At 40.3% G+C, this 25,242-nt stretch carries 22 protein-coding genes and 1 riboswitch; of the genes, 19 read left to right on the top strand and 3 right to left on the bottom strand.

What is annotated here, in order from left to right; genetic code table 11:
• The first annotated feature begins 100 nt into the window (after positions 1-100).
• The 10 genes from OW157_RS02275 (at position 101) to OW157_RS02230 (ending at position 10,430) form a co-directional block, all read left to right on the top strand.
• The gene (locus OW157_RS02275) at positions 101-2,128 is read left to right on the top strand and encodes a penicillin-binding transpeptidase domain-containing protein (protein ID WP_268751710.1); all 2,028 of its coding nucleotides are present in this window, start codon (positions 101-103) and stop codon (positions 2,126-2,128) included.
• Positions 2,129-2,224: 96 nt separating this feature from the next.
• Positions 2,225-2,377 carry a 50S ribosomal protein L33 gene (rpmG, locus tag OW157_RS02270; RefSeq protein WP_268751709.1) on the top strand — a complete coding sequence of 51 codons (153 nt, stop codon included), beginning with the start codon at positions 2,225-2,227 and terminating at the stop codon, positions 2,375-2,377.
• A gap of 139 nt (positions 2,378-2,516) precedes the next feature.
• Positions 2,517-3,179 (top strand): rhomboid family intramembrane serine protease, encoded by a 663-nt coding sequence (locus OW157_RS02265; protein WP_268751708.1) that lies wholly within the window; start codon positions 2,517-2,519, stop codon positions 3,177-3,179.
• 14 nt (positions 3,180-3,193) lie between these two features.
• Positions 3,194-3,745: a 5-formyltetrahydrofolate cyclo-ligase gene (locus OW157_RS02260; protein WP_268751707.1), complete on the top strand. Its 552-nt coding sequence runs from the start codon at positions 3,194-3,196 to the stop codon at positions 3,743-3,745.
• A gap of 89 nt (positions 3,746-3,834) precedes the next feature.
• A complete protein-coding gene (locus OW157_RS02255; RefSeq protein ID WP_268752239.1) occupies positions 3,835-4,803 on the top strand; it encodes an ROK family glucokinase in 969 nt (322 codons plus the stop codon).
• Between the two features lie 15 nt (positions 4,804-4,818).
• Complete coding sequence (locus OW157_RS02250) at positions 4,819-5,229, top strand: rhodanese-like domain-containing protein (RefSeq protein WP_268751706.1); 411 nt, start codon at positions 4,819-4,821, stop codon at positions 5,227-5,229.
• A gap of 288 nt (positions 5,230-5,517) precedes the next feature.
• Positions 5,518-8,157 (top strand): valine--tRNA ligase, encoded by a 2,640-nt coding sequence (locus OW157_RS02245; protein ID WP_268751705.1) that lies wholly within the window; start codon positions 5,518-5,520, stop codon positions 8,155-8,157.
• A gap of 286 nt (positions 8,158-8,443) precedes the next feature.
• Entirely contained in the window at positions 8,444-9,091 is a 648-nt protein-coding gene (locus OW157_RS02240) for an HAD family hydrolase (protein WP_268752770.1), read from the top strand.
• Positions 9,092-9,343: 252 nt separating this feature from the next.
• Positions 9,344-10,039: a RadC family protein gene (gene radC, locus OW157_RS02235; protein ID WP_268751703.1), complete on the top strand. Its 696-nt coding sequence runs from the start codon at positions 9,344-9,346 to the stop codon at positions 10,037-10,039.
• Positions 10,040-10,229: 190 nt separating this feature from the next.
• A complete protein-coding gene (locus OW157_RS02230; RefSeq protein WP_268751702.1) occupies positions 10,230-10,430 on the top strand; it encodes a cold-shock protein in 201 nt (66 codons plus the stop codon).
• A gap of 49 nt (positions 10,431-10,479) precedes the next feature.
• On the opposite strand, the gene OW157_RS02225 is transcribed toward OW157_RS02230, so the two are convergent.
• Together OW157_RS02225 and mnmM are read right to left on the bottom strand one after the other, a co-directional pair.
• Complete coding sequence (locus OW157_RS02225) at positions 10,480-11,187, bottom strand: hypothetical protein (protein ID WP_268751701.1); 708 nt, start codon at positions 11,185-11,187, stop codon at positions 10,480-10,482.
• Positions 11,187-11,750 (bottom strand): tRNA 5-(aminomethyl)-2-thiouridylate-methyltransferase MnmM, encoded by a 564-nt coding sequence (mnmM, locus tag OW157_RS02220; protein WP_326938033.1) that lies wholly within the window; start codon positions 11,748-11,750, stop codon positions 11,187-11,189. Before mnmM ends, OW157_RS02225 begins: the two co-directional genes overlap by 1 nt.
• A 163-nt stretch (positions 11,751-11,913) precedes the next feature.
• On the opposite strand from mnmM, the gene OW157_RS02215 reads away from it, so the two are divergent.
• The 5 genes from OW157_RS02215 (at position 11,914) to OW157_RS02195 (ending at position 20,511) form a co-directional block, all read left to right on the top strand.
• Positions 11,914-14,064 carry a LysM peptidoglycan-binding domain-containing protein gene (locus tag OW157_RS02215; protein ID WP_268751700.1) on the top strand — a complete coding sequence of 717 codons (2,151 nt, stop codon included), beginning with the start codon at positions 11,914-11,916 and terminating at the stop codon, positions 14,062-14,064.
• 311 nt (positions 14,065-14,375) lie between these two features.
• Positions 14,376-16,793: a leucine--tRNA ligase gene (gene leuS / locus OW157_RS02210; protein WP_268751699.1), complete on the top strand. Its 2,418-nt coding sequence runs from the start codon at positions 14,376-14,378 to the stop codon at positions 16,791-16,793.
• An 11-nt stretch (positions 16,794-16,804) separates the two neighbouring features.
• Positions 16,805-17,659: a pyridoxamine kinase gene (locus OW157_RS02205; protein ID WP_268751698.1), complete on the top strand. Its 855-nt coding sequence runs from the start codon at positions 16,805-16,807 to the stop codon at positions 17,657-17,659.
• A gap of 439 nt (positions 17,660-18,098) precedes the next feature.
• Entirely contained in the window at positions 18,099-19,787 is a 1,689-nt protein-coding gene (locus OW157_RS02200) for a putative polysaccharide biosynthesis protein (protein ID WP_268751697.1), read from the top strand.
• 4 nt (positions 19,788-19,791) lie between these two features.
• Positions 19,792-20,511, top strand: a complete 720-nt coding sequence (locus OW157_RS02195) for a pseudouridine synthase (RefSeq protein ID WP_268752237.1) — start codon at positions 19,792-19,794, stop codon at positions 20,509-20,511.
• 45 nt (positions 20,512-20,556) lie between these two features.
• On the opposite strand, the gene OW157_RS02190 is transcribed toward OW157_RS02195, so the two are convergent.
• Complete coding sequence (locus OW157_RS02190) at positions 20,557-21,750, bottom strand: cation:proton antiporter (RefSeq protein ID WP_268751696.1); 1,194 nt, start codon at positions 21,748-21,750, stop codon at positions 20,557-20,559.
• Positions 21,751-21,883: 133 nt separating this feature from the next.
• Positions 21,884-21,957, bottom strand: a riboswitch (Fluoride riboswitch).
• A 143-nt stretch (positions 21,958-22,100) separates the two neighbouring features.
• Here OW157_RS02190 and pepV point away from each other — a divergent pair.
• The 4 genes from pepV to OW157_RS02170 are packed head-to-tail and all read left to right on the top strand — an operon-like array spanning position 22,101 to position 25,235.
• Positions 22,101-23,507 (top strand): dipeptidase PepV, encoded by a 1,407-nt coding sequence (gene pepV, locus OW157_RS02185; protein WP_268751695.1) that lies wholly within the window; start codon positions 22,101-22,103, stop codon positions 23,505-23,507.
• Positions 23,507-24,256 carry a TrmH family RNA methyltransferase gene (locus OW157_RS02180; RefSeq protein WP_268751694.1) on the top strand — a complete coding sequence of 250 codons (750 nt, stop codon included), beginning with the start codon at positions 23,507-23,509 and terminating at the stop codon, positions 24,254-24,256. The genes pepV and OW157_RS02180 overlap by 1 nt, the downstream gene beginning before the upstream one ends.
• A gap of 54 nt (positions 24,257-24,310) precedes the next feature.
• Positions 24,311-24,907 carry an HD domain-containing protein gene (locus tag OW157_RS02175; protein WP_268751693.1) on the top strand — a complete coding sequence of 199 codons (597 nt, stop codon included), beginning with the start codon at positions 24,311-24,313 and terminating at the stop codon, positions 24,905-24,907.
• A complete protein-coding gene (locus tag OW157_RS02170; protein WP_268751692.1) occupies positions 24,900-25,235 on the top strand; it encodes a winged helix-turn-helix transcriptional regulator in 336 nt (111 codons plus the stop codon). The genes OW157_RS02175 and OW157_RS02170 overlap by 8 nt, the downstream gene beginning before the upstream one ends.
• Positions 25,236-25,242 lie beyond the last annotated feature (7 nt).

Below are 25,242 nucleotides of genomic sequence, written 5' to 3'. Positions count from 1 at the left end.
TTTCCTATGGTCTAGGTCTTGGGCTTTAGGTTATACTAATATAGTATGATATGATAAGTGTCACCATTAAGTTTGAATTGAGTAGGGAGTTGGTGTTGGCATGGCAGATGCTAATCGTAAAAATAGACAGGCGCCACATTGGGGAAAGTTTTTAAATCGCCTCAATGTGATTTTGATTGCCGTTTTTGCCATGTTTGCGGTATTAATTTTGCGTTTAACTTATATCCAATTGGTTGAAGGGGATATGTTTACCCACTTAGTCCAAAAAACTGATACTAATGTGGCTAGGGTAGGAGTCCCCCGGGGGTTTATTGTCGACCGTAATGGTGAGAAGTTAGTTGATAATGAAGGATTACAAGCAATTTCCTATACTCGTGGACAAGATGTGTCGGCTGAGGACATGGCTAGAACCGCTGATAACTTGGCCAAATATATTGATGTGGACGCGGATAATTTAACCGACCGTGATAAACAAGATTACTTTGCCGCTAAAAACATTGATCGCTTAACTGAACGACTCTCTGATGAGGAGAAAAGTTTATCGGATGATGATATTTATGAAGCACAAATTGATAAGATTGAAGCGGAAGATTTAGACTTTTCTGACCAAGAAATGGAAGCAGCAGCTATTTTTAAAAAAATGAATGCGGCCTATGCTTTTACGCCAACTTTTATTAAGAATGAGGAAGTGACGTCTACGGAGGTAGCCTTGGTGAGTGAGCATAGTGATGAGTTACCAGGCGTGGCAGCAGGCATGGATTGGCGACGTGTTTACCCTAAAGACCATCTCTTGCGCTCTGTTCTAGGAAATGTTACGACTTCAGAAGAAGGCTTACCAGCCGAAATGGCAGACTATTATTTAGCTAAGGGTTATGCTCGTAACGACCGAGTAGGGAATTCTTATTTAGAATTGGAGTATGAAGATTCCTTACGGGGCTCCAAGGCAATTAATGAAACAGAAGTCAACCAAAATGGTGAAGTGGTTCGCCAAGAACAAACCTATGCTGGTGAAATGGGGGACACTTTAGTCTTAACTATCGATTCTAAGCTCCAAGAAAAGTTAGAAAAATTTGCTGAGGAGTATTTACAAAATCGAAGCGCTCCAAGCAACAATCAGATTTATATTGTTTTGACTAACCCTAATAATGGCGAAGTCTTAGCCATGGTTGGTAAGCAACGTAATGAAGACGGCGAAATTGTTGACAACGCTTTGGGAACGATTTCCTCATCCTTTGTAATGGGATCAGCGGTTAAAGGGGCGACCGTTGCTGCTGGTTTCCATTATGATATTATTGGCACTGACCAAGACAATGTCATGACCGACCAACCAATGAACTTTGCTGGCACGCCAACCAAGGCTTCTTGGTGGTATACATACAATCGCGACTCAGAGCCAGTACAATTGGATGAAAAAATGGCTCTAGCCCGATCATCTAATGTTTATATGATTAAATTAGCCATGGCTATTGGTGGTATTACTGACTATTATGACGGTATGTCCCTAATGAACCTTGACCCGTCAACTCCTGAAAAGTTACGGGCGGTTTACCAACAATTCGGTTTAGGGGTACCCACTGGTATTGACTTACAAAATGAGTCAGCTGGTATCAATGGGGGGATTCCTGATAACCCAGGTAATTCACTCGACTTATCGTTTGGACAGTTTGATACTTATACCCCTATGGCATTAAATCAATATGTTTCAACTATTGCTAACGGAGGGAAACGGATAGCTCCTCATGTCATGAAGGAAATCCGTCAAGGCCAAGATGATTATCAAAATGGCTCAGTGGTTTATGATAGCCAACCAAAAATTTTAAATACAGTACAAATTTCTAACGAGGAATTAGCAGCAATCCAGGAAGGCTTTTATGACCAGGTGAATGCCGATTATGGTTTAGGTCATTCTGCCTTTGAAGGCTTTAATATTCCTGTAGCTGGTAAGTCAGGGACAGCCGAGGCTGGTGAAGGTATTGAGAATGTCACATGGGTAGGTTATGCGCCGTACGAAAATCCGGAAGTAGCTGTATCCATTGCCATTCCAGGGGTCGAAATTAGTGGTCAAAGCACTAATGTCCAAGAAATGAGTCGAGAAGTCTTAGATATGTACTTTAATCAAGAGGATTAAAAACGGAATTTATTTTGCATATTGTCGGTAGGATATGCTATACTATTTGAGTATGATTTTTAATCAACGATAGCTTAAAGCATTGGAGGGAATAAGATGCGTGTAAACATCATTTTAGAAAACACAGAATTAAAAGGGGAACGCGTTTACTTGACTGAAAAGAATCGTCGTAATAACCCGGACCGTTTAGAATTGAAAAAATACAGTCCTAAATTGAAAAAAGTGTGCTTGTTCCGCGAAGTAAAATAATCGGTGCAGCCATCTACCGGTCAGTTTGGTCGCAAGTTTTCTTGTTGACCGACTGGCCGTTTTTACTATCTTTCGGTATTAGGAGAGAGCAACTAAAGCACTTTGAGCAGAGAATGTGCTTAATTAGGAGGGCCCTATTGTGAATAAACGTCCATTTGTTTCATGGTTATTATTAGCTATTCAGCTGCTAGTGTTTGTGGTTATGGAATCTGTTGGCTCTACTAGTGATACACAAACATTAATATTATTTGGTGCCAAGTATGCGCCCTTGCTTGCTCTAGGACAGTGGTGGCGCTTAATCCTACCAATCTTTATTCATATTGGTTTGTCCCATCTAATCATTAACTCCTTGACTTTATTTTTCTTAGGACCCATGGTGGAAAGGATTACGGGGCACTTCAAATTCTTATTGATTTACCTAGCTGCTGGGGTTATGGGAAATGCCTTGAGCTACCAATTCAGTCCGAGTGTATCAGCAGGGGCTTCGACTTCTCTTTTTGGTCTATTCGCTGTTTTTATTGCTTTGGCAATCCTTTATCCCAAAAACCACTATTTTCAAGTGCTAGGCAAGCAATATCGTACCTTAATTATTGTTAATATTATCTTGAACGTTTTTTCTTCTGGTGTTGATCTTTGGGGCCATGTCGGCGGTATGCTAGGTGGAATGCTCTTCACCTTTGTTATAATGGCAGGTCAAAGGGACAGCTTTAATTGGGGACATCGAGCTTTAGCCTTATTAGGATATGGGGCAATTCTTGCCTTTATACTAATGAACCATGGTATTTATAATCTCTTGATTTAGAGGAGGATAGTGAAATGAAAGAATCTAAACATCGTTTACGGCAAAATATTAAATCTTACTGGCAAGAGTTAGATAAGCAAACACGCTTAGTGATGGAAAATAATTTGTATCAACAAGTTTTTACTGACGAGGTGTTTTCTCAAGCAAAGACTCTAGCGATTACACTCTCAATGGCAGGAGAAATTAACACCCAACCCATTATTGAAGAAGCTTGGCGACAAGGTAAGCAAGTTGTGATTCCCAAAACTTTACCCAAAAGACGAATGGCCTTTGCTCCCTTTGAAAAGGATGATGATTTACTAGAGTCAGCCTTTGGGGTGATGGAACCACGATCAACGGCTAATTTTGTTGATAAGGAAAATATTGATTTAATTATTGTTCCTGGTTTAATGTTTGCTGATAATGGGCAACGTCTCGGTTTTGGTGGTGGCTATTATGATCGTTTCTTAGCTGATTTTCCTGGTCAAACGCTAAGTTTGGCTTTTCCCAAAATGCATGTCGAAGCCCCACTCTGGGAAGTAGGCCCATATGATATTCCTGTTCAGAAATTAGTCGTTGCCAAGTAGTGGTTAAAATCATAACTACTAGTGAAGTGACGGTGCATCAAAGTGATGAAAATGTTATCATAGGGCTATGTTAAACAATAGGAGTGACAATAATGAAGAAAGTATTGGGAATTGATATTGGAGGCACATCGGTTAAACTAGCTGCTATTCGTGAAAATGGGGAAATATTCCATCAATGGGATATTCTAACTCGTGGTCAGGATGAAGGACAAGCTATTGTGCCAGATATTTTAGCTAGTATTGATGATTTTTTGGCTAAAAACGACTTTAGTATTGATGATTTCCTGGGTATTGGCATTGGGACACCAGGTACCATTGATCGTGACCAGGGTACTGTAGTGGGTGCTTATAACTTGAATTGGAAAAAGGTACAGCCTATTCGGCAAAGTTTCCAAGCTCATTTTCCTGGGATTCCAGTTTATTTAGAAAATGATGCTAATGTGGCTGCCCTAGGTGAACAATGGCTAGGTGCCGGAGATAAAAATCCTAATATGGTTTTAGTGACCCTGGGAACTGGTGTCGGTGGTGGTGTCATCGTTAATGACCAGCTGGTGGTAGGCTCTGGAGCGGCTGGTGAAATTGGTCATATGGTTGCTAATCCGGATGGCTTCCAATGTACTTGTGGTAACCAAGGTTGTTTGGAAACAGTTGCTTCTGCTTCTGGTATCGTACAGACTGCCCAAGCTAGGGCCAAAACTGCTGATGCCAATAGTTCTCTTCGTGAACAAATAAAAAATGGCCAAGCAGTGACTACCAAAGACATTTTCCAAGCAGCAGAAGCTGGTGATATTTTTGCAGAAAGTGTCGTTGAAGAATGTATGGGATACTTGGGGCATGCTCTCGGTCAAATCGCTTCAGTATTAAATCCGGATACCATTGTTATTGGTGGCGGAGTTGCTAATGCTGGGGACTACTTATTAGATAAGGTAAAGGCACATTACCTCCCTCATGTCTACCCTAGTGTACGTACAACGACGGACTTAAAAATTGCTTCTTTAGGTAATACTGCCGGCGTTATTGGAGCAGGTTCCTTAGTAATTAAGAATTTAATGGAATAGAAAGGTTTTTTCGTAATGCAAATAACATTTGGAATGCTTTTATGGCTAGTTTTAATCATAATCATTTTGGCCTACGCTATTTATTGGTTGATTAATTGGAATCGTCGTCGGCAAGCAGCGACAATGCTGTCAGCTGAAGAATTTGATGCCAATAAACGGCAAGCACAAGTCATTGATGTGCGTGAGAGTAATGATTTTCGCTCTGCTCATATTGTGGGAGCTCGAAATATCCCTTATTCTACTATCCAACAATCTGGTTTACCAGGACTTAATAAAAGCCAACCCATTTACCTCTATGAAAATGGCGTTTCGATTGCGGGACGGGTGGCAAGTCAGTTAAAAGAAGCAGGTTATGATGATATCTATATTCTTAAAGGTGGTTTTGCCGATTGGACGGGTAAAACCAAACGTCGTGAAGAAGATTGAGAAACTATTCTGATTCTTGAAAAAAAATCGACCTCATGCTAAAATATAGTGAAACTTAAATATATTGAGTAATGGTTGAGAGGTTAATCACAGAAGGATGCTTAGCGAGTGAATGTCAGGTGAAAATTCACGATCGGTCTGGGTTATAGTTGCTCAATGGTAATTACTCGGGTACATACCCTTATCATGTTGAGTAGAAATGATTAGGTGGTACCGTGTCAATGAATTTTGCGCCCTATGTTAGTTTAGGCTGACATAGGGCTTTTTTTATCAGAAAGGGGTTTTTCGATGCAAGAAATTAATATGCCTAGCAAATATAATCCTAATGCTGTTGAAGAAGGGCGTTATGAGGATTGGGTGAACAAGGGACTCTTTGCTCCCAATGAAAATAAAGAAGTAGAAGCTTATTCAATCGTTATTCCACCTCCTAATGTTACAGGTAAATTGCATTTGGGACATGCTTGGGATGTCACCCTACAAGACATGTTGATTCGTTTTAAACGGATGCAGGGCTATGATACTTTATGGTTACCTGGTATGGACCATGCTGGTATTGCAACCCAGGCTAAAGTTGAGGCTAAACTAGCTGAGGAAGGCGTCTCTCGTCATGATTTAGGTCGAGACAAGTTTATCGATAAAACTTGGGAATGGAAGGAAGAATATGCCCAAACCATCCGTCAACAATGGGGTAAAATGGGGATTTCTGTTGACTATGACCGAGAACGATTTACTTTGGATGATGGCTTATCAGAAGCTGTACGTAAGGTTTTTGTTGATCTCTACGAAAAAGGGATTATCTACCGGGGCGAATATATTATCAACTGGGACCCTAAAGCTCAAACGGCCTTGTCTGATATGGAAGTCATCTACCAAGATGATCCAGGGGCCTTCTATCATTTAGAATATCCTCTAACTGATGGTTCAGGGTCAGTTCGTTTAGCAACTACTCGTCCTGAGACCATGCTCGGAGATACTGCCGTTGCCGTTCATCCTGAAGATGACCGTTACCAAGATTTGATTGGAAGAACGGTGACCCTACCCTTAGTGGGACGTGAAATCCCAATTGTAGCTGATGATTATGTTGACCGCGATTTTGGAACGGGTGTGGTTAAAATTACGCCTGCCCACGATCCTAATGACTTCGCGGTGGGAAACCGTCATGACCTTGAACGCATCAATATTATGAATGATGACGCTACTATGAATGATAATGCGGGTAAATATGCTGGCTTAACTCGCGAAGAAGCGCGTAAAGCGGTGGTTAAAGACCTAGAAACAGAAGGGGTCTTAGTCGAAATTGAAGACAAAGTTCATAGTGTAGGTCATTCAGAGCGGACTGGCGTGGTTGTAGAACCACGACTATCAACACAATGGTTTGTTTCTATGGATCACTTGTCTAAACAAGCGATTGCTAATCAAGATTCCGAAGACCGGGTGGACTTCTATCCCCCACGTTTTGAGAATACTTATCTCACTTGGATGGAAAATGTTCATGATTGGGTGATTTCTCGGCAATTATGGTGGGGTCACCAAATTCCAGCTTGGTACCATAAAGAAACCGGTGAAATGTATGTGGGCATGGAAGCACCTGAAGATGAAGAAAATTGGCGTCAAGACCCAGATGTCTTAGATACTTGGTTCTCTAGTGCTTTATGGCCATTTTCTACTATGGGTTGGCCAAATGAAGATGCCGCTGACTACCAACGTTACTTCCCAACCAATACACTAGTCACTGGTTATGATATTATCTTCTTCTGGGTAAGCCGGATGATTTTCCAATCACTTGAATTTACCGGTAAACGACCGTTCAAAAATGTGTTAATTCACGGTTTGATCCGTGATGCTCAAGGACGTAAGATGTCTAAGTCATTAGGTAATGGGGTTGACCCTATGGATGTGGTCAACCAATATGGTGCTGACGCTCTACGTTGGTTCTTAGCCACTGGTTCTACTCCTGGTCAAGATATTCGTTATAATACCGAAAAATTAGAAGCAGCTTGGAACTTTATTAATAAGATTTGGAACGCTTCTCGTTATGCTTTGATGAATTTAGATGACCTAGCCTATGAAGATATCGACCTATCTAATGTTCATTCCATTACTGACCAATGGATTTTAACTCGTCTCAATGAAACTATTGCTGCTGTGACCCGTAACTTTGATAAGTTCGAGTTTGGTGAAGCTGGTCGTCACCTCTACCACTTTATCTGGGATGATTTCTGTAACTGGTATATTGAAATGTCTAAGGAAGTCCTATCTGGTGATGATGAAGACGCTAAGTTGACTACTCGGTCTGTCTTGGCTTATGTTTTAGATAATACCTTACGTCTATTGCACCCAATTATGCCTTTCGTGACAGAAGAAATCTGGCAACATGTACCACACCAAGGCGAATCAATTGTGACAGCTGCTTATCCTGAAGAAGTAGAAGCATATTCTAACCCACAAGCTTCTAATGCTATGCAGGTATTGATCAGCTTTATTCGAGCTATCCGTAATACCCGTAACGAGCAAAATGTGCCTTTATCTAAAGCCATTAATATCTTAGTTAAGGTAAATGATCAAGAAAGTTTCGATATTTTACAAGCCAATATGGCCTACATCGAACGCTTCTGTAATCCAGAAAGCATCGAATTAAGTATCGATATGGAAGCCCCCGATCAAGCCTTGACGAGCTTCTTCGATAAGGGTGAAATTTATTTGCCGCTAAAAGGATTCATCAACATTGAAGACGAAATTAAGCGTTTAGAAGACGAAGTGGCTAAGTGGCAAAGTGAAGTGGACCGTGTTGACAAGAAATTAGCCAATGAAAAATTTGTGGCTAACGCTCCAGAAGCTGTTGTCCAAGCTGAACGTGACAAAGGTGTTGACTATCGACAAAAACTCGCTGCCAGCCAAGAACGTTTAAGTGAAATTAAAGGACTGTAAGCTAGTTCGACTCTAGATCATTGATCTAGATGTAGAGCCAGATCCCTAGTATTTAGAGGGTCTGGCTTTTTTCGTAAAAACTTTTGAGGAAAGGGGTTCTTTTGTAGTATGTGCGTTTGAAAAATCAGAATAGTCTTGGTCATCGTTTTCAGAGAACGACTTTTTCTTCTAATGAGAAGCTAAACGACCTTCTTTAAGTAAATTTATTTAAATTGACTAGACTTTTGTCTATATTCAGGCCATAAAAATTGTTATGATAGGGTAAAAGACGACAGTAAGGAGACAGATGATGAAAAAAGCTGTGATTTTTGATATGGATGGGACTCTTTTTGATACGGAGCCGATTTATTATAAGTCTAACAAAGAAGCCTTTGCTGAGGTAGATTATGACCTGACTGCTGAGGACTACCAGCCCTTTATTGGTGTAGGTAGTGATTATTCTCGCCGTGGTTTTGGTGAATTATTAGGTGATGTGGAACTTGGTAGTAAGGTTTTTGATCGAGCTGATTTTTTATTCAATGAAATGGTGAACCACCAGGTACCTCCTTTAAAAGTGGGTGTAATGGATTTGTTAGAGCATTTAAATAATCAAGGGATTGCTTGCTATGTGGCCTCCTCATCGGCCTATGCTACAATTGTTGATTTCACCGACCGGGCAGGAATAGCCAAATATTTTAAAGGATATATTGGTGGTGATCAGGTCAGCGAAGCCAAACCTGATCCTGAAATTTTTTTGAAAGCATTGGACTTAACTGGCTATACAGTCGAAGAGGCCTTGGTTGTAGAAGACTCACTTAATGGGGTACGGGCATCTTACTCTGCTTATATTGATGTGATTATGGTGCCTGATCTCATCGCTCCAGATGACGAGGTCTTGGACAAGTGTTTAGCCGTTGTGCCAAGAATTGATGATATTGTTCCTTTTCTCGATTAATCAATAAAGGATTGAATTAATAAAAAATTAATAAGCATTAAATGAGGGTGTGACATAAGTCGTTTAGTGTTGAAGTCTTAGACCAAAATGCGAATGATATCGTAGGATTTGACAGAGGCTTATCAATACTAAGCTTTGTCGCAGCCTTTTTTGTTTATAGCTATGCCCTAACATAAAGAGAATAAAATTTTGCTTAATCATTGGGACATTTGAACTCCTTTTCTCGTAATTATAAATGAAAGGAGTTTTGCTATGAAAACACAAACGATGACAATTCATGAATTACCAGAGGAAATTCGCCCCCGAGAGCGTCTGTTGATGAATGGACCTAAGAGTTTAGCTACTTATGAATTATTGGCTATTTTGTTGCGAACAGGGACACAGAAACTGAATGCGCTCCAGTTAGGAATGAAAGTTCTTCATCATTTTGATAGTCTTTATGAGCTTAAAACCGCTTCTCATACTGACTTTCTACAAATCGAAGGGATTGGTCCTGCCAAGGCGGTGGAAATTCAAGCGGCTATAGAGTTTGGTAACCGTTTGAATTCAACTTTTATTGCTAAGAAGGGGTTGATTACCTCTTCAGAAGATGCTGGTCAGTTTTTTACTGAAGCTTTGCAAGACTTCCAACAAGAACATGTCTTGGTTTATTTTTTGAACACCAAAAATGAAATCATCAAACAAGAGACAGTTTTTATTGGCTCAATTAATACAAGTGTTGCTCATCCTCGTGAAATTTTTAAAGCAGCAGTACGATGTTCAGCAGTTTCATTAATCATTGGTCACAACCATCCCTCAGGTAATCCGCAACCTTCACAAGCTGATATTGATTTCACTAAACGTTTGATAGCCTGTGGTGAACTCATCGGTATCGATGTCCTTGACCATATTATTGTGGGACAGGAACGCTTTTTAAGTTTACGGGAATATGGGGCTTTTTTGTCATAAAACATCGCTTTTAGGCAAAAAGAGAGGAAAAGGTTTGCATTCATAAGTTAGGAATGGTATGCTCTTAGTAGTATTTTTGGATCGGTAACGAGTTATACATTTGCTCTAGTAATAAAGCAACATCTATTCGCTTGAGCCATGCAAGAATTACTAATTATTATGTGCATTGGCACAAGGAGGATTTTTATTTATGGAACAAGGTACAGTGAAATGGTTTAACGCAGACAAAGGCTTCGGCTTCATCGAACGTGAAGGACAAGATGATGTTTTCGTTCACTTCTCAGCAATTCAAGGTGAAGGTTTCAAAACACTTGAAGAAGGTCAAGCAGTAAGCTTCGATATTGAAGAAGGCGAACGTGGCCCACAAGCTGCTAACGTTGTAAAAGACTAATTAAAGTATATATAGAAGAGGCTGGGACTTTTGTCCCAGCCTCTTCTTTTTATCTTTCTTTAGGGCCTAACTTGTTTACTTTTCTGAAATAATAAATAGCTAATCCCAAAATCAGTAAATAAATAACCAGCATTATTAGACTGCTTGTGACAGGAATCTTAGCGAAGAAGAAGGCCAGTAATAGCCAAAATATAAATAGGATAAAAGCACACAGGATTTGACGATGACTTATGGCTTTTTCGTTTTCGCTTTTGAATAATCCGGCAATCAAGAAGGCTAGTGATAGGTTAAATACAATAGGTATAATGCCAAATTGAGTGAGGAAAAGATTGCTTTGTAATTGATCAAAAACATTTTGCGCCAATAAAATTTGACTGGCGTAAGTAATTATCGGGACAGTCGATATTAAAGGTTTCGCAATGATTACCAGATGGACTAGGAGCCACTGGATAAGTAACATGGAAAAAGATAAGCCACCAAGTTGTGGCCACAGGGCGATAATAATGACCAAGCTTAAAATTTCAACACCCATTAATAAGAGACCGTTATGCAAGAAAGTTATTGCTTTATGCTTGGTAAACAAATAATACATTTGACTAAATAAGACTTGTAAAATCCACATTGCTAAGGATGGCCACCAATTAATTAAGTGGTTGGTTAACGCAAAGATAAATCCTGGAGTAAAAATGAGCAGGGTAATTAAGAAATTAATCAGTAGGGGAATCAGCTGTTGGGAATTTTTTAAGTTGATTTTCACTAAGATCTCCTTTCGACAATTAAAAGACGAGGGGGATTATTTTTCTGGTTGATAAACTGAAAATGGCCCACAGAATAACACTCTTGGGGCAAGTTTTCAAGCTGATGATAAACGGATTGATATTCTTCTAAGCCACCAGGATGACCGATATAACAAGCGATGATTAGCCGTCCTCCAGCTACTAGCCGCTCTAGGCATTGGTCAATAGCTCTTAAGGTGGATTGGAATTGGGTAGTAATCGTTTTATTGCCCCCTGGTAAGTATCCCAGATTAAAAATAGCAGCGGAGAGTTGACATTTTGCTGGTAAGTAATGGTCAATTTCTTGGTGATTGGCTTGAATAAGGCGAGTTTGCTTAGCTAGATTTCTTTCTTGCAACCGTTGTTTGCTAATGGTAATGGCCTCTTCTTGAATATCAAAAGCATAAACATGGCCATTAGGACCCACTAATTCTGCTAGGAATATACTATCATTTCCCTTGCCTAAGGTAGCGTCTAAAACAGTGTCACCAGATTTTACAATTTCAGCCAATAATCGATGGCTGATACTGACTATATTTCCCAAAATGTGTCTCTCCTCTATTAATTTATTCAAAGTATAACACCTACAATATTACATTTAGGTTACAGATATTAATTCTAGCTAAAAAGGGATAAATTTAAAGGCAAGAATTTATTAAATAATCTATAATAAACTGGAGACTATTCAGGGATTTAGGAGGCCAACAATGACTGATAAACGACAATCACAAATTGATTATTTAAATCATCTAAGTAAGCAGTCTTTAACGGTAGGATCGATTGTACTCGGTTCAGCCTTAGCGGTGTCTGCATTTAATGCATGGGATAATGTAGAAACCGTTAAAGCCGAAGAAAAAACTGTACATTTTGCTGCTACTCAAAATAACTTTCTTAACACCTTAATTCCTTATGCCTATGAAATTGCGCATGAGAATGACTTATATGCCTCTGTAATGATGGCCCAAGCCGTATTAGAGACCGGTTGGGGAAGTTCAGGCTTATCACAACAACCTTATAATAACTTATTCGGAATCAAAGGGTCTTATAATGGCCAATCTGCTCAATTCAATACCCTCGAAGATGATGGCTCTGGAAACTACTATCAAATCCAAGATGGTTTCCGTGTCTATCCGTCTTATCGTGAATCTTTATATGACTATGCAGATAAGATTAGAAATGGGTTAACTTATTCACCTAATTTCTATGCTGGTGTTTGGAAGTCCAACACTAATTCTTATCGTGACGCTACACAGTACTTAACAGGACGTTATGCTACAGATACACGTTATGCTGGTAAGCTCAATCAAATTATTGAAAATAATAATTTAACTAAATATGATACGCCAAAAGGTGCAAGCGGTGATGTCAAAGCCGTTTTAACTTCTGATGGCCAAGAGTCCTACCAAGATGTTCAATTCGAACAAAGTAGCTCTCGTCCTAAACAAAAGGTGACAACTAGTAATGCAAGTTATACAGTTCGTGCAGGTGACGGCTTGTACTCTGCAGCTCGTGCGTTGGGAACGAGTGTTGCTGAATTAAAAGCAACTAATGGTTTAAGCTCTAACCTGATCTTCCCAGGCCAAGTTCTATATACTAGCAAAGCCAAATCATCCAGTCAGCCTTCTGCACCTACTAGCCAGAAAGAGACTGGTTCAAGTCAAAATACAAGCGGTTCAGCCAAGACCTACACGGTCAAATCAGGCGATGGTTTGTATTCAGTCGCTCGTGCTTTAGGTATTTCTGTATCTGAAGCCCGGCAAATGAACGGTGGCAAGGATTTGATTTTCCCAGGTCAACAATTCACAACCGGTGCCAAGACTTCTGCTAGTGGGCAAAGTTCAGCTAAACCAGCGACAAGTTCAAATGCTTCTGGTAAGACTTACACGGTTAAATCAGGCAATGGTTTGTATTCAGTCGCTCGTGCTTTAGGTATTTCTGTATCTGAAGCCCGGCAAATGAACGGTGGCAAGGATTTGATTTTCCCAGGTCAACAATTCACAGCCGGTGCCAAGACTTCTGCTAGTGGGCAAAGTTCAGCTAAACCAGCGACAAGTTCAAATGCTTCTGGTAAGACTTACACGGTCAAATCAGGCGATGGCTTGTACTCAGTTGCTCGTGCCTTAGGTATTTCTGTATCTGAAGCCCGGCAAATGAACGGTGGCAAGGATTTAATTTTCCCAGGTCAACAATTCACAGCCGGCGCTAAGTCTTCTGCTAGTGGGCAAAGTTCAGCTAAACCAGCGACAAGTTCAAACGCTTCTGGTAAGACTTACACGGTCAAATCAGGCGATGGTTTGTATTCAGTCGCTCGTGCCTTAGGTATTTCAGTGTCTGAAGCCCGACAAATGAACGGTGGTAAAGACTTTATCTATCCAGGTCAACAATTTACAGCAGGAGCAAATGCTACTTCCGCTAATGGGCCAATCCAACAAGGGACAAGCAGTCAAAGTACAAGTCGTTCATCAAATGGTACCCATACTGTTAAGGCTGGCGAAACAGCTTGGCGAATTGCTAAAGCTAATGGGTTAAGTGTTGATCAATTACTACAAATGAATGGTTTAAGTAATGCTAATCTTTACATTGGACAAAACTTACGGGTGAGTGGCCAAGCACCAGCAAGTAGCCAAACGCAAAGTCAAGTCAAAGAAACACCAACTAAGCAAACAAATCCACAAAGTCAACCTAAACAAGTAGCTGCCCAAACAAGTAATCAAGCGTCTGCCTACACCGTTAAAGCGGGCGATAACCTTTATCGTATTGCCTTAAATCATGGGGTTGAATTATCTACCTTGAAAGCGGCCAACGGATTGACTTCTAACGCCATTCATGTGGGACAAAATCTGGTAATTCCTAATTAAAATGATTAATAGCTAGTAAGTAAACTTGAATTTATGCTTAGCCAGTGCTAGAATAAGTGCAATATTAATTAAAATTAGAGTTATTAACTTAGCCAAAATTTTCAGCGAGCGTGTGGGTGGTGTGAACACGTAATGATTAACTAAGCGAACTTGTCTAAGGATTGTGTGATGATTAATGATAAAGTCACACCGCCCCGCCAGCGTTATCGGTAAGAAGAGTAATACTTTAGGTGGTACCACGCAAGGCGTCCTAAGCAGGCTTTTAGTCTGCTTAGGGCTTTTTTTATCTATAAATAAAGGAGAGAGTAATTATGGTTTTTAATCATCATGTGATTGAGAAAAAATGGCAAAAATATTGGGATGAACACAAAGAATTTAAGACCAAAGAGGACATGTCCTTGCCTAAATATTATGCCTTAGATATGTTCCCTTATCCCTCTGGCGCAGGCCTTCATGTTGGTCATCCTGAGGGGTATACAGCAACCGACATTATGTCTCGTTTCAAACGGGCGCAAGGCTATAATGTCTTGCATCCTATGGGCTGGGATGCCTTTGGTTTACCTGCTGAGCAATACGCCTTAGATACTGGTAATGACCCTGCAGACTTTACTAAGAAAAATATTGCAACCTTTAAGAAACAAATTAAATCGCTTGGTTTTTCTTATGATTGGGACCGCGAGCTGGCTACTACAGATCCTAAATATTATAAATGGACCCAATGGATTTTCACAAAACTCTATGAAATGGGCTTGGCCTATGAAGATGAAATTGCAGTAAATTGGTGTGAGGAATTAGGAACGGTTCTAGCCAATGAAGAAGTCATTGATGGTAAGTCAGAACGTGGTGGATACCCAGTCGTTCGTAAACCCATGAAACAATGGGTACTTAAAATTACTGCTTATGCTGATCGTCTATTGGAAGATCTAGATGATTTGGATTGGCCTGAAAGCATTAAAGACATGCAAAGAAACTGGATTGGTAAATCTGAAGGAGCCGAAGTTCACTTTACCATTGCTGGTCAAGAGGACCTGTCTTTTGACGTGTTCACTACCCGGGTCGATACCTTATATGGTGCGAGCTTTATCGTCTTGTCACCTGAGCACGATTTAGTCCAAAAAATCACTGATAATGCCCATCAAGAAGACGTAGCTGCCTATGTTGAGGCTGCCGCGTTGAAATCAGATTTAGAACGGACAGACCTTGCCAAAGATAAATCCGGTGTTTTCACGGGTGCCTATGCGATCAACCCAATTAACGGAGAAGAATTACCAATTTGGGTAGGTGACTATGTTCTTTCTTCTTATGGAACTGGTGCCGTAATGTCTGTTCCAGCTCATGACCAACGCGACTATGAATTTGCCAAGAAATATGACCTCCCTATTCGTCAAGTGCTAGCAGGTGGCGATATTTCTAAGGAGGCCTATACTGGCGATGGCGACCACATTAATTCTGGTATGCTTGATGGTCTAAACAAGGAAGAGGCCATTGCTAAGGCAATTGCCTACTTGGAAGAAAAAGGTGCCGGTCGTCCGGTAACATCTTATCGGCTCCGTGACTGGGTTTTCTCACGGCAACGTTACTGGGGAGAACCAATTCCTGTTATTCATTGGGAAGATGGTAGTACCACGGCTGTTCCGGAATCTGAATTACCAGTACGTCTTCCTAAGGCTGAAAACATCAAACCATCTGGTACGGGAGAATCACCTTTAGCTAATATGACCGAGTGGTTGAATGTCACTGATCCCAAAACTGGAATGAAAGGGCGTCGTGAAACCAACACTATGCCACAATGGGCCGGTTCTTCTTGGTACTTTATCCGTTACGCGGATCCGCATAATCATAATGAAGTGATTAGTAAAGAAGCCGCTGACTACTGGATGAATGTTGACCTTTACATTGGTGGTGCTGAACATGCTGTATTGCACTTGCTCTATGCTCGCTTCTGGCATAAAGTACTTTATGATTTGGGTGTTGTTCCTACTAAAGAACCTTTCCAAAAATTGTTCAACCAAGGAATGATTTTAGGAGAAGGCCATGAAAAAATGTCTAAGTCAAAAGGCAATGTGGTTAACCCAGACGATGTGGTTAAAGATTATGGAGCGGATACACTTCGCCTTTATGAAATGTTTATGGGACCTTTGGATGCATCAATTGCTTGGTCTGAAAATGGTTTAGAAGGCTCACGTAAATTCCTAGATAGAGTTTGGCGCCTACTAGTTGATGAGGAAGGCCATATGCGGGACCGGATTACTACTATCAACACCGGAGAGCTTGATAAGGTTTATCATCAAACCGTGAAGAAAGTTACTGAAGACTTTGAGGCTTTGCACTTTAACACTGCTATTTCACAATTAATGGTTTTTGTTAACGAAGCCAATAAAGCCGAGACCCTCTACTATGAATATGTTAAAGGCTTTATTCAATTGTTGGCACCGATTGCGCCTCACTTGGGAGAAGAGCTATGGACTATCGTTGGAAATGATGCTGGTATTTCTTATGTCCCATGGCCAACTTATGATGAAAACCTCTTAGTTGACGATGAAATTGAAGTCGTTTTCCAAGTCAATGGTAAGATCAAAGCCAAAGCCATGATAGCCCTTGATATGGACAAAGAGACACTTGCCCAAGTGGCCCAAGAAAATGACGCTGTTCAGGAAGCCATTGCAGGTAAAACGGTCCGTAAAGTCATTGCGGTACCAAATAAATTAGTTAATATTGTAGCAAATTAAGGAGGTTAAGCGTGAAAAACGTTTTAATTATTCACGACATTTCTGGTTATGGCAAGTGCTCAACAACAGTGGCATTACCAATTTTATCTAGTATGGAATTGACCGGAACTCTACTTCCAAGTGCACTATTGTCTACTCACACCGGTCCTGGTTTCGAAGGATTTACTTTCCTTGATTTAAAGGATGAAATGCCTAAAATTACTGACCATTGGAAGTCATTTGGTTTAAAGTTTGATGCCATTTATATTGGTTATCTAGGTCATGTTGCCCAAATTGAGTTCTTAAGTCAAGAATTACCAGCATTATTGGCGGATAATGGTAAGATTTATCTGGATCCAGTCATGGCAGATAATGGCCAATTTTATCCAGGCTTTGATCAAAATTATGCCCATGCCATGCGAGACTTGTGTCGTATTGCAGATGTCGTGATGCCTAATCAGACCGAGGCGGCTTATCTTTTTGACTTGGATTATAAGGAAGGCTTGTGGCCGGAAGAAAAAATTCAAGAATTAGAGCATGCTCTGGGTCAATATACTGAAGCGGCTTTAGTCTTAACCGGAGCAGGTTTCGATGAACAAGGGAAGACTGGTGCCTATTTCAAGGACCCTGTAAGCGACCAATCTGGCTTAGTGCAAGCTGACTTTGTTGGTGGTAGCTTCCATGGAACGGGTGATATTTTTGGTTCTATTCTAGTTGGCGCTAGTGTTAACGGAGCTGACTTAGCTGAAGCAACTCGTATTGCCGTTGAAACTTTACCCAAGATTATTAAAATCTCACTCGATGACCCAAATATGGAACAAAATGGTTTGCAGTTTGAACGCTTCCTTGGCGATTTGTCACAATACGTTCGTGAGTTGAAGAAATGAACCTAATCTAATAAAAATAATAAAGAATGAAGACCGCGATATCGCGGTCTTTTCCTTGTGTATAGACAAAGCAAAATACTTATGGTGGTGCTGTTGAAGTAAGAGGAAGATGGTTTTCGCATGGATGGCATAGTTAAAGCCAAAGGAAGTCAGGGCTCACAAGGAATCCGTTCAAATACTTCAAGAAATTGCTTTTTCTTAAGCCATTCGGTGAAACAACATGAGATTGGCTGTTTATTCAAAAAAGTTAAAGCAATTTCTGAGTTTGAAATAAACATATGAAACGTTTTAAAATATTGCTATTTTCAATAGTGATATAATTTAATAAAGTTTTAATTGATTTCTTAGCTTTTATTAGGTTGAGGAGTTTGCTTTCATGGCATTTATTAAGTAAAATGAAACGGATTAGAATACTAAGTTTAGAAATAGGAGTTTGATTATGGCAAGTCATAATGAGGAACAAGTGAAATCGGCCCAGGAACGAATGAATGCAGGGTCGGCATGGATGTCGGCAGCTTCTATTATTTCACGTGTCTTAGGAGTGCTCTATATTATTCCTTGGATGTCGTGGATGGGGGATCCACAAATCGCTAATGAAGCTAATGCTCTATTCAATATTGGCTATAAATGGTATTCCATTTTTATTGCCATTGCGATTGCAGGGGTGCCGGGAGCGATATCCAAACAAATTGCGAATTACAATGCTAGGGGCCAATACCACACGGCCCAACGTTTATTTAAAAGTGGATTTGTTTTGATGGCGATATCAGGGGTGGTATCAGCCGTGCTTTTATGGACCTTAGCGCCACAGTTAGCAGCTAATACACCAGCTAGAAGTCCTGAGTACGCTATCACTGTGATTCGTTCCTTGGTTCCCGCCTTGGCAATTATACCTATTCTGTCAATATTCCGGGGGTTCTTCCAAGGGTATCAAGATATGAAGCCCTCTGCGGTTTCGCAAATTATGGAGCAACTTTTTCGAGTGATTTATATGTTGATTGTGGTTTATCTGTTAAGGGTTGTTTCTAATGGTACCATGGTTACAGCAGTTGCCCATTCCACTTTTGCTGCTTTTATCGGTGCGATTGTGGCAATTGCAAGTTTGCTCTACTATTTATTTAAAAATAAAAGCCGTTATCAGATTCCTGAAGGTCATCAAGATACCATTGCGGTGTCGTCAAAGTCATTACTGTGGGAAATCATTCGAGTAGCTATTCCATTTATTATTGCCGGAGCAGCTATTGAAGTGAGTCAACTGATTGATACAAACACCTTTATGCCGATTATGGAACAGGTGTCTAATTTATCTCAAGCAGAATTAATCAACCAATATGCGGTATTTTCTGCCAATGCCAATAAATTGGTAACCGTAGTGGTATCCCTAGCTATTTCGATTTCATCGGTATCCATTCCAATTTTAAGTTCCACTTATACCAGTGAAATGAACCAGCAACTCACTGTAGAAGCAAAATCTTGGCCTGATACGATTGCTTTAGTTAACCATAATATACAACTCTTTGCCTTAATTATGTTACCAGCAGCGACTGGGATGGCAGCTGTCGCAGGCCCACTTTATACGATGATTTACCCTTATGATCCGCACGGTGCGTGGTTTTTACAGATTTCTAGCATCATGGCTATTGCAATGGGCTTGTTTAGTGTCATGGTTAATAATATGCAAGCCATGGATTATCAAAAAGATGCCATATTTGGCATGTTAATTGGTATGGGAGTAAAACTGCTCTTACAATACCCACTCTTGGCAGTTTTCCAAACGCCAGGAGCCATGTATGCCACAATTATTGGCTTCGCCGTCATGAGTACTTATTACCTCTTCCGAATCAAGCAAATTCTAAATTTCCCTTATCGGCAGTTGTTGACTAAATTACGGCCTATCGTCTTGTCGACGCTGGTTATGGCAATCGTAGCTTTTATTGCTAACCTAGGAGTTTCCTTGGTACTACCACAGCCAAATCGTTTGGGTAGCTTATTGGCTGTTGCTATAGTAGGAATTATCGGTGCGTGGACTTACTTATTGCTTGGCTTACGCTTCCGTTTTATTGACTTGGTTTTAGGAGAAAAGGCTGATCGTTTACGTCAGTTATTCGGAGTTGAGGCCCGTGGCTAAAACAATTCGTCTAGATAAATATCTTTCTGAAAACACTCTCTATAGCCGAAAAGAAATTAAACAATTAGTTAAAGCTAAGCGAGTTCAAGTTAATGGCCAAGTCATTAAAAAAGCTGATAGCAAAGTGAATCCTGACCAAGATCAGGTTAACTTGGATGGTATTTCTATCGCTTATGAGCCTTTTATCTATTATATCCTTAACAAACCCCAGGGTGTGGTGTCAGCGACTTGGGATGCCCAGTGGCCGACTGTCTTAGATTGCCTACCCCAAGAGGATATGGCAATCTATGAACCTGCTCCCGTTGGACGTCTGGATAAGGACACAGAAGGCTTACTTATTATCACTAATGATGGTCAGTTTAACCATCAAATTGTGTCCCCTAAACGTCACGTAGAAAAAGAATACACCGTTGAAGTTTCAGAGCTCATTCCTGATTCCGCTATTGATGATTTCCAAGCTGGTTTAAAAATTGACCAAGGTGATCAATGCTTACCTGCTAAACTAACAATCATTAACCGTGATAAGGATCGTGAAATGAGTCATGCTCGAGTGACCATCCGCGAAGGAAAATATCATCAGGTGAAACGCATGTTTGCTGCAATTGGATGCCAGGTTACAGCCTTGAAGCGCATTCGAATTGGCAAGTTTTATTTACCAGAAGATTTAGGTCTTGGTGAATATATCAAACTTAGCAAGGCGGACTTGGAAAAAGAAATATACTAGAGAAAAGGTGATTGGACGATAATCCAATCACCTTTTTAATTTTGATTATGTATTTGTTTGGTGAGATTGATCAAGAAGCTTAGCATAAGTATGATCGATAAGAAAGGCACCGATAGGAGCGGTTGTCAGGATAGCAATAATAGCAACCGCTAAAATAATGGGTCCTGAAGCTAAACCGGCACTCAAGGGGATTCCCCCAATTGCTGCTTGGACAGTGGCCTTAGGTAGATAAGCGAAAGTTGAAAAAGTTTTTTCCTGTTTGGAGAGGTTACTTGGTAATAAGCATAGCCAAACGCCTAAGGATCGAACTATTAGAGCTAACGTAATTAATATCAAGGCAGCAAAGCCAGCTGCACCGATATAAGCTAGGTCTAAGCTAGTTCCTACCAAAACAAAGAGTACAATCTGAGCTACATTCCAACAATGCTGATAGCTTTGCTTGAGAGCAGTTTGGATTTCTGGAAGGTCAACTTGTAAGGCTAAACCACAACTCATAACAGCTAATAGAGCAGAGAAAGGAAGGAAACGATTTATCCAATCTTCGGAATTAACCATAATAATTAAAATGCCTAAAATAAAAACAGTGGTAATCGCTAGGGATGGTTGCCAATATTTTAATATTAAGGCCACTAATTTCCCTAATAAGTAACCAACACTTAACCCGGTAATGATTGAAATGGGGATGTTCCATAAAAGGCTGAAATTAAAGCCGCCCCCCTGAGCCATAGTCATAAAAGCTGAGAAAAGAATAATAACAAAAATATCATCCGCAGAAGAACCAGCTATAAGCATTTGTGGAATGCCTTTTGATTGGCCATATCCTAATTTGATGAGGTCAATCATTCGCGGCACAATGACGGCTGGAGATACAGCAGCTAAAACGGCACCTAAAATAAGAGCATCTGCAAGTGATAGACCAAACAAATAAGGCCCTAAAACCGCCACCGCAGCAATTTCAAATGAAGCTGGAACAAAACATAAGAGCATAGCAGGTAAGCCATTTTTTCGTAAGCTAGCAATATTAAGAGTCAGACCGGCGCGCAGCAAAATAATGATTAGGGCCAACTGTCGCAACTCACCCGACCAGACATAAAAATCAGCTGATAAGGTATCTAAGAGACCTGGAGAAATCAGCAAGCCAAAGAGAATCATTCCCACTAGTCCCGGCATTTTTATTTTCTCAAATAATGAGGCAAAAATAGCCCCACCGATCAATATAATAACAAGATTAATTAACATAAGTTCCTCCTTATAAGTTTATTTACGATTAGGATGGGTTAATTACGGGTGATGTAAGAGATGGTCTTAATTTTTTCATCTCTATATGCGATTGACTCACATTTTAAAATAAAAAAGCTGACAACTTCCCCATATTATTGGAGAAGTCATCAGCGCTAGGGCAGTTTTAGTGTTGAACTAGGGGAGATCTTCATTCCCGATAATTTAGCTGCTTATGATTTTACGCTTATGGAAAGCCTTTGTCAATTGAATTTTAAGATTACTTAAGAAGGACTTCAATGATTATTCATCTGGATTTTAGCGAAGTTATGATAAAATAGAAGTAAGAGATTTCAAAGGAGGAATGCCCCATGGCAATTGCTTGGAAAGAAGAAGTAGAAAAACGTAAAGATGATCTTTTAACTGATTTATTTGAATTATTGAAAATACCGAGTGTCCGTGACGACGACCAAGCGTCACCAGATGCACCAGTTGGTCCAGGACCTAAGGAAGCATTGGAAGCCTTTTTAGATATGGCTGAGCGGGATGGCTTCACTACAAAAAATGTGGAAAATATAGCAGGTCACGTGGAATATGGCCAAGGGGATCAAACATTAGGGGTTCTTGGTCACGTTGACGTTGTTCCTGTTGATGACTTCTGGGATACCAATCCTTTCCAACCAGAAATCAAAGATGGCAAATTATATGCGCGTGGTGCTAGCGATGATAAAGGACCGACTTTAGCTGCCTATTACGCCCTAAAGATTATTAAAGAGTTGGAACTTCCTATTGATAAAAAAATTCGTTTTATTGTGGGTACTGATGAAGAGAGCGGTTGGGAATGTATGGATCGCTATTTTGCTAATGAAGCAAAACCTGATTTTGGTTTTTCTCCTGATGCAGATTTTCCAATTATCAATGGTGAAAAGGGAATGTACTCAGTGAAACTAACATTTGATGATGTTACTGACAAATTAGTATCCTTTGAAGCTGGTCAGCGGGAAAATATGGTTCCTGGCCAAGCTACTGCTGTTGTTCGTGATATTAAAGATGATTTCAGCGAGATTGAACAATCCTTTAATGCTTATGAAGGTATTGATTTGACGGTAATTGACCAAGGAACTGGGTCATTCGCTATTTCTGTCACTGGTAAGGCTTCTCATGCCATGGCACCAGCTAATGGGATCAATGCTGCAACTCATTTAGCTAAATTCTTAACTATGATTGATGCTGATCTTGCTAATGATCCATTTATTGACTTCTTGGGTCAAACACTCCATGAAGATTATTACGGTAAGGCTCTAGGTATTGACCATAATGACGATATTATGGGTGTTTTAACTGTTAACCCTGGTGTGGTAAGACGGGAAGGTTTAGGTCAATCAATTGCTCTAAATATTCGTGTGCCAAAAGGAAAAGATTACGCTGAGTTGGATGCGCGTTTCGCTGAGTTAGCTGCTGAAAAGCACTTTAGTCTAGGGTCTGCGCAAAAAACGAATAAACAACCGCATTATGTCCCTGCTGATGATCCGCTAGTAAAAGTTCTACTCGATGTTTACCATAAACAAACTGGTTTAGAAGCACATGAAAAATCAATTGGGGGCGGAACGTATGGTCGTTTGTTAGAACGCGGAGTCGCTTATGGCGCTTTGTTCCCTGATAGCCAAGATACTATGCACCAAGCCAATGAATTTATTGCCTTGGATGACTTGTTTAGAGCAACAGCTATTTACTGTGAAGCCATTTATGAATTAGTTAAACCAGGATCGATTGCTTAATGATTCAGTCAAAACAAAATGAACAAATTAAGACCTTAAAAAAATTACAAAGTCGTAAAGGACGAAAAAAAATAGGGGCCTATCTGATCGAAGGCCCCCATTTGGTGGAGGAGGCCATTAAGAGTCAGGCCCCAATTAAGGGAATTTATTACCGTCCTGATGCCTACCAACCAGCTTATGATGCTTATGATAATGAGGAAATTACTGAAGAACTAGCCGCTTATATCAGTGAAACAGGTCAGTCCCAAGGGGTTTTTGCTTGGATTGATTTGTCAGTTCAAACTGATTTTCCAATTGAGGACTTACAAGGCCCCGTAATTGCCTTAGATAGTGTTCAGGACCCTGGTAACCTAGGCACGATTATTCGGACAGCGGACGCTTTAGGCTACCAACAGATTTTATTGGGTAGCGGAACGGTAGACTTATACAATGACAAAGTTTTGCGATCCATGCAAGGCAGTCATTTTCATCTTGAAGTCGTCCAAGCTGATTTAAAAACGAGTCTTAGGAAGTTGCAAGAGCGGGGCTATTATGTGCTTGCTTCTGCCTTAGATGACCAAGCCCAGTCCTTAACTGACTATCAACCCAGTGATAATCAGTGGGTTTTGGTTTTAGGTAATGAAGGCCAAGGAGTTAGTGAGTCAATCTTAGCCCTAGCCGATCAAAAGCTTTATATTCCGATGGCAGGTCAAGCGGAGTCCTTTAATGTGGCTGTAGCGGCAGGAATTTTGTTGTATGCCTTGGCATAAGATTGGACTATTGAACTTATTTTTAGTAAGCTTATTAAGTAAGGTGGTCTTATAATGGTTGAAAGTAAAATCTGGGAACGAGATCCTGAGTATATGGCAATTATTGACGATATTAAGGATCATCCTTTTGTTGTTGATCTTAGCCTATTTCCCCAACACGTGAATGGTAACCGCCAGACCCATTCTTATATGGTGTCCTACTATTCTTATCGTATTGCTAAGAGCTTAGGATGGAATTATCGGGCGGTAGCACGTGCCGGTTTATTGCATGATTTGTTTTATTATAAACCGGGTGATTTAGATTTTTCGCATGGCAATCATTTACGCAACCATCCTAAAATCGCCTTAATTAATGCCCGCTTAGTAACTGATTTGTCCGCAATGGAAGAAGACATTATTATTAAGCATATGTGGCTGGCTACTGCTGCTATGCCTAAGTATAAGGAATCATTCGTTGTGACCTTTGTTGATAAGTATATCGCCGTTGATGATTTCGTGCGACCATCTTTTAGCCGAATGATGAAGGCATTTCGTGTCTTTGTGAAAACTTTAGTACTTCCAGCTTTGAAATTGAACAACAAGCAAAGCAATAACCAGCAATTAGAAGATGCATTTGAAGAATCATTAGAGGAGTTAGATAAGAATGAGTGATCATACCTTAGTGGCGATGTGTCCACGCTTTGAAGCAGCCTTTCAGTTAATTGGTAAGAAGTGGAATGGCTTAATCATTGAAGCCTTGTTGGAACGTGATTTGCGTTTTTGTGAATTACGGGATTCTATCAATGGCATTTCAGACCGTCTCCTCATTGATCGTTTGCGTGATTTGATTGCTGCGGGAGTGGTAGTCAAAACGAGTGTTGATGCAGACGGTCATCAATTGGTTACTTATCAACTCACTGATAAAGGGCAAGATCTGAAACAGGTCTTTTCTAGTTTACATACATGGGCAGACCAATGGGTGGATCCTGCTAGCCAATAATTTTTAA

Source organism: Aerococcus kribbianus (genome assembly GCF_026805545.1).
Lineage (GTDB): Bacteria > Bacillota > Bacilli > Lactobacillales > Aerococcaceae > Aerococcus > Aerococcus kribbianus.
Note: the sequence above shows the minus strand (reverse complement) of the source record. Positions and strands in the feature narration are given on the sequence as shown.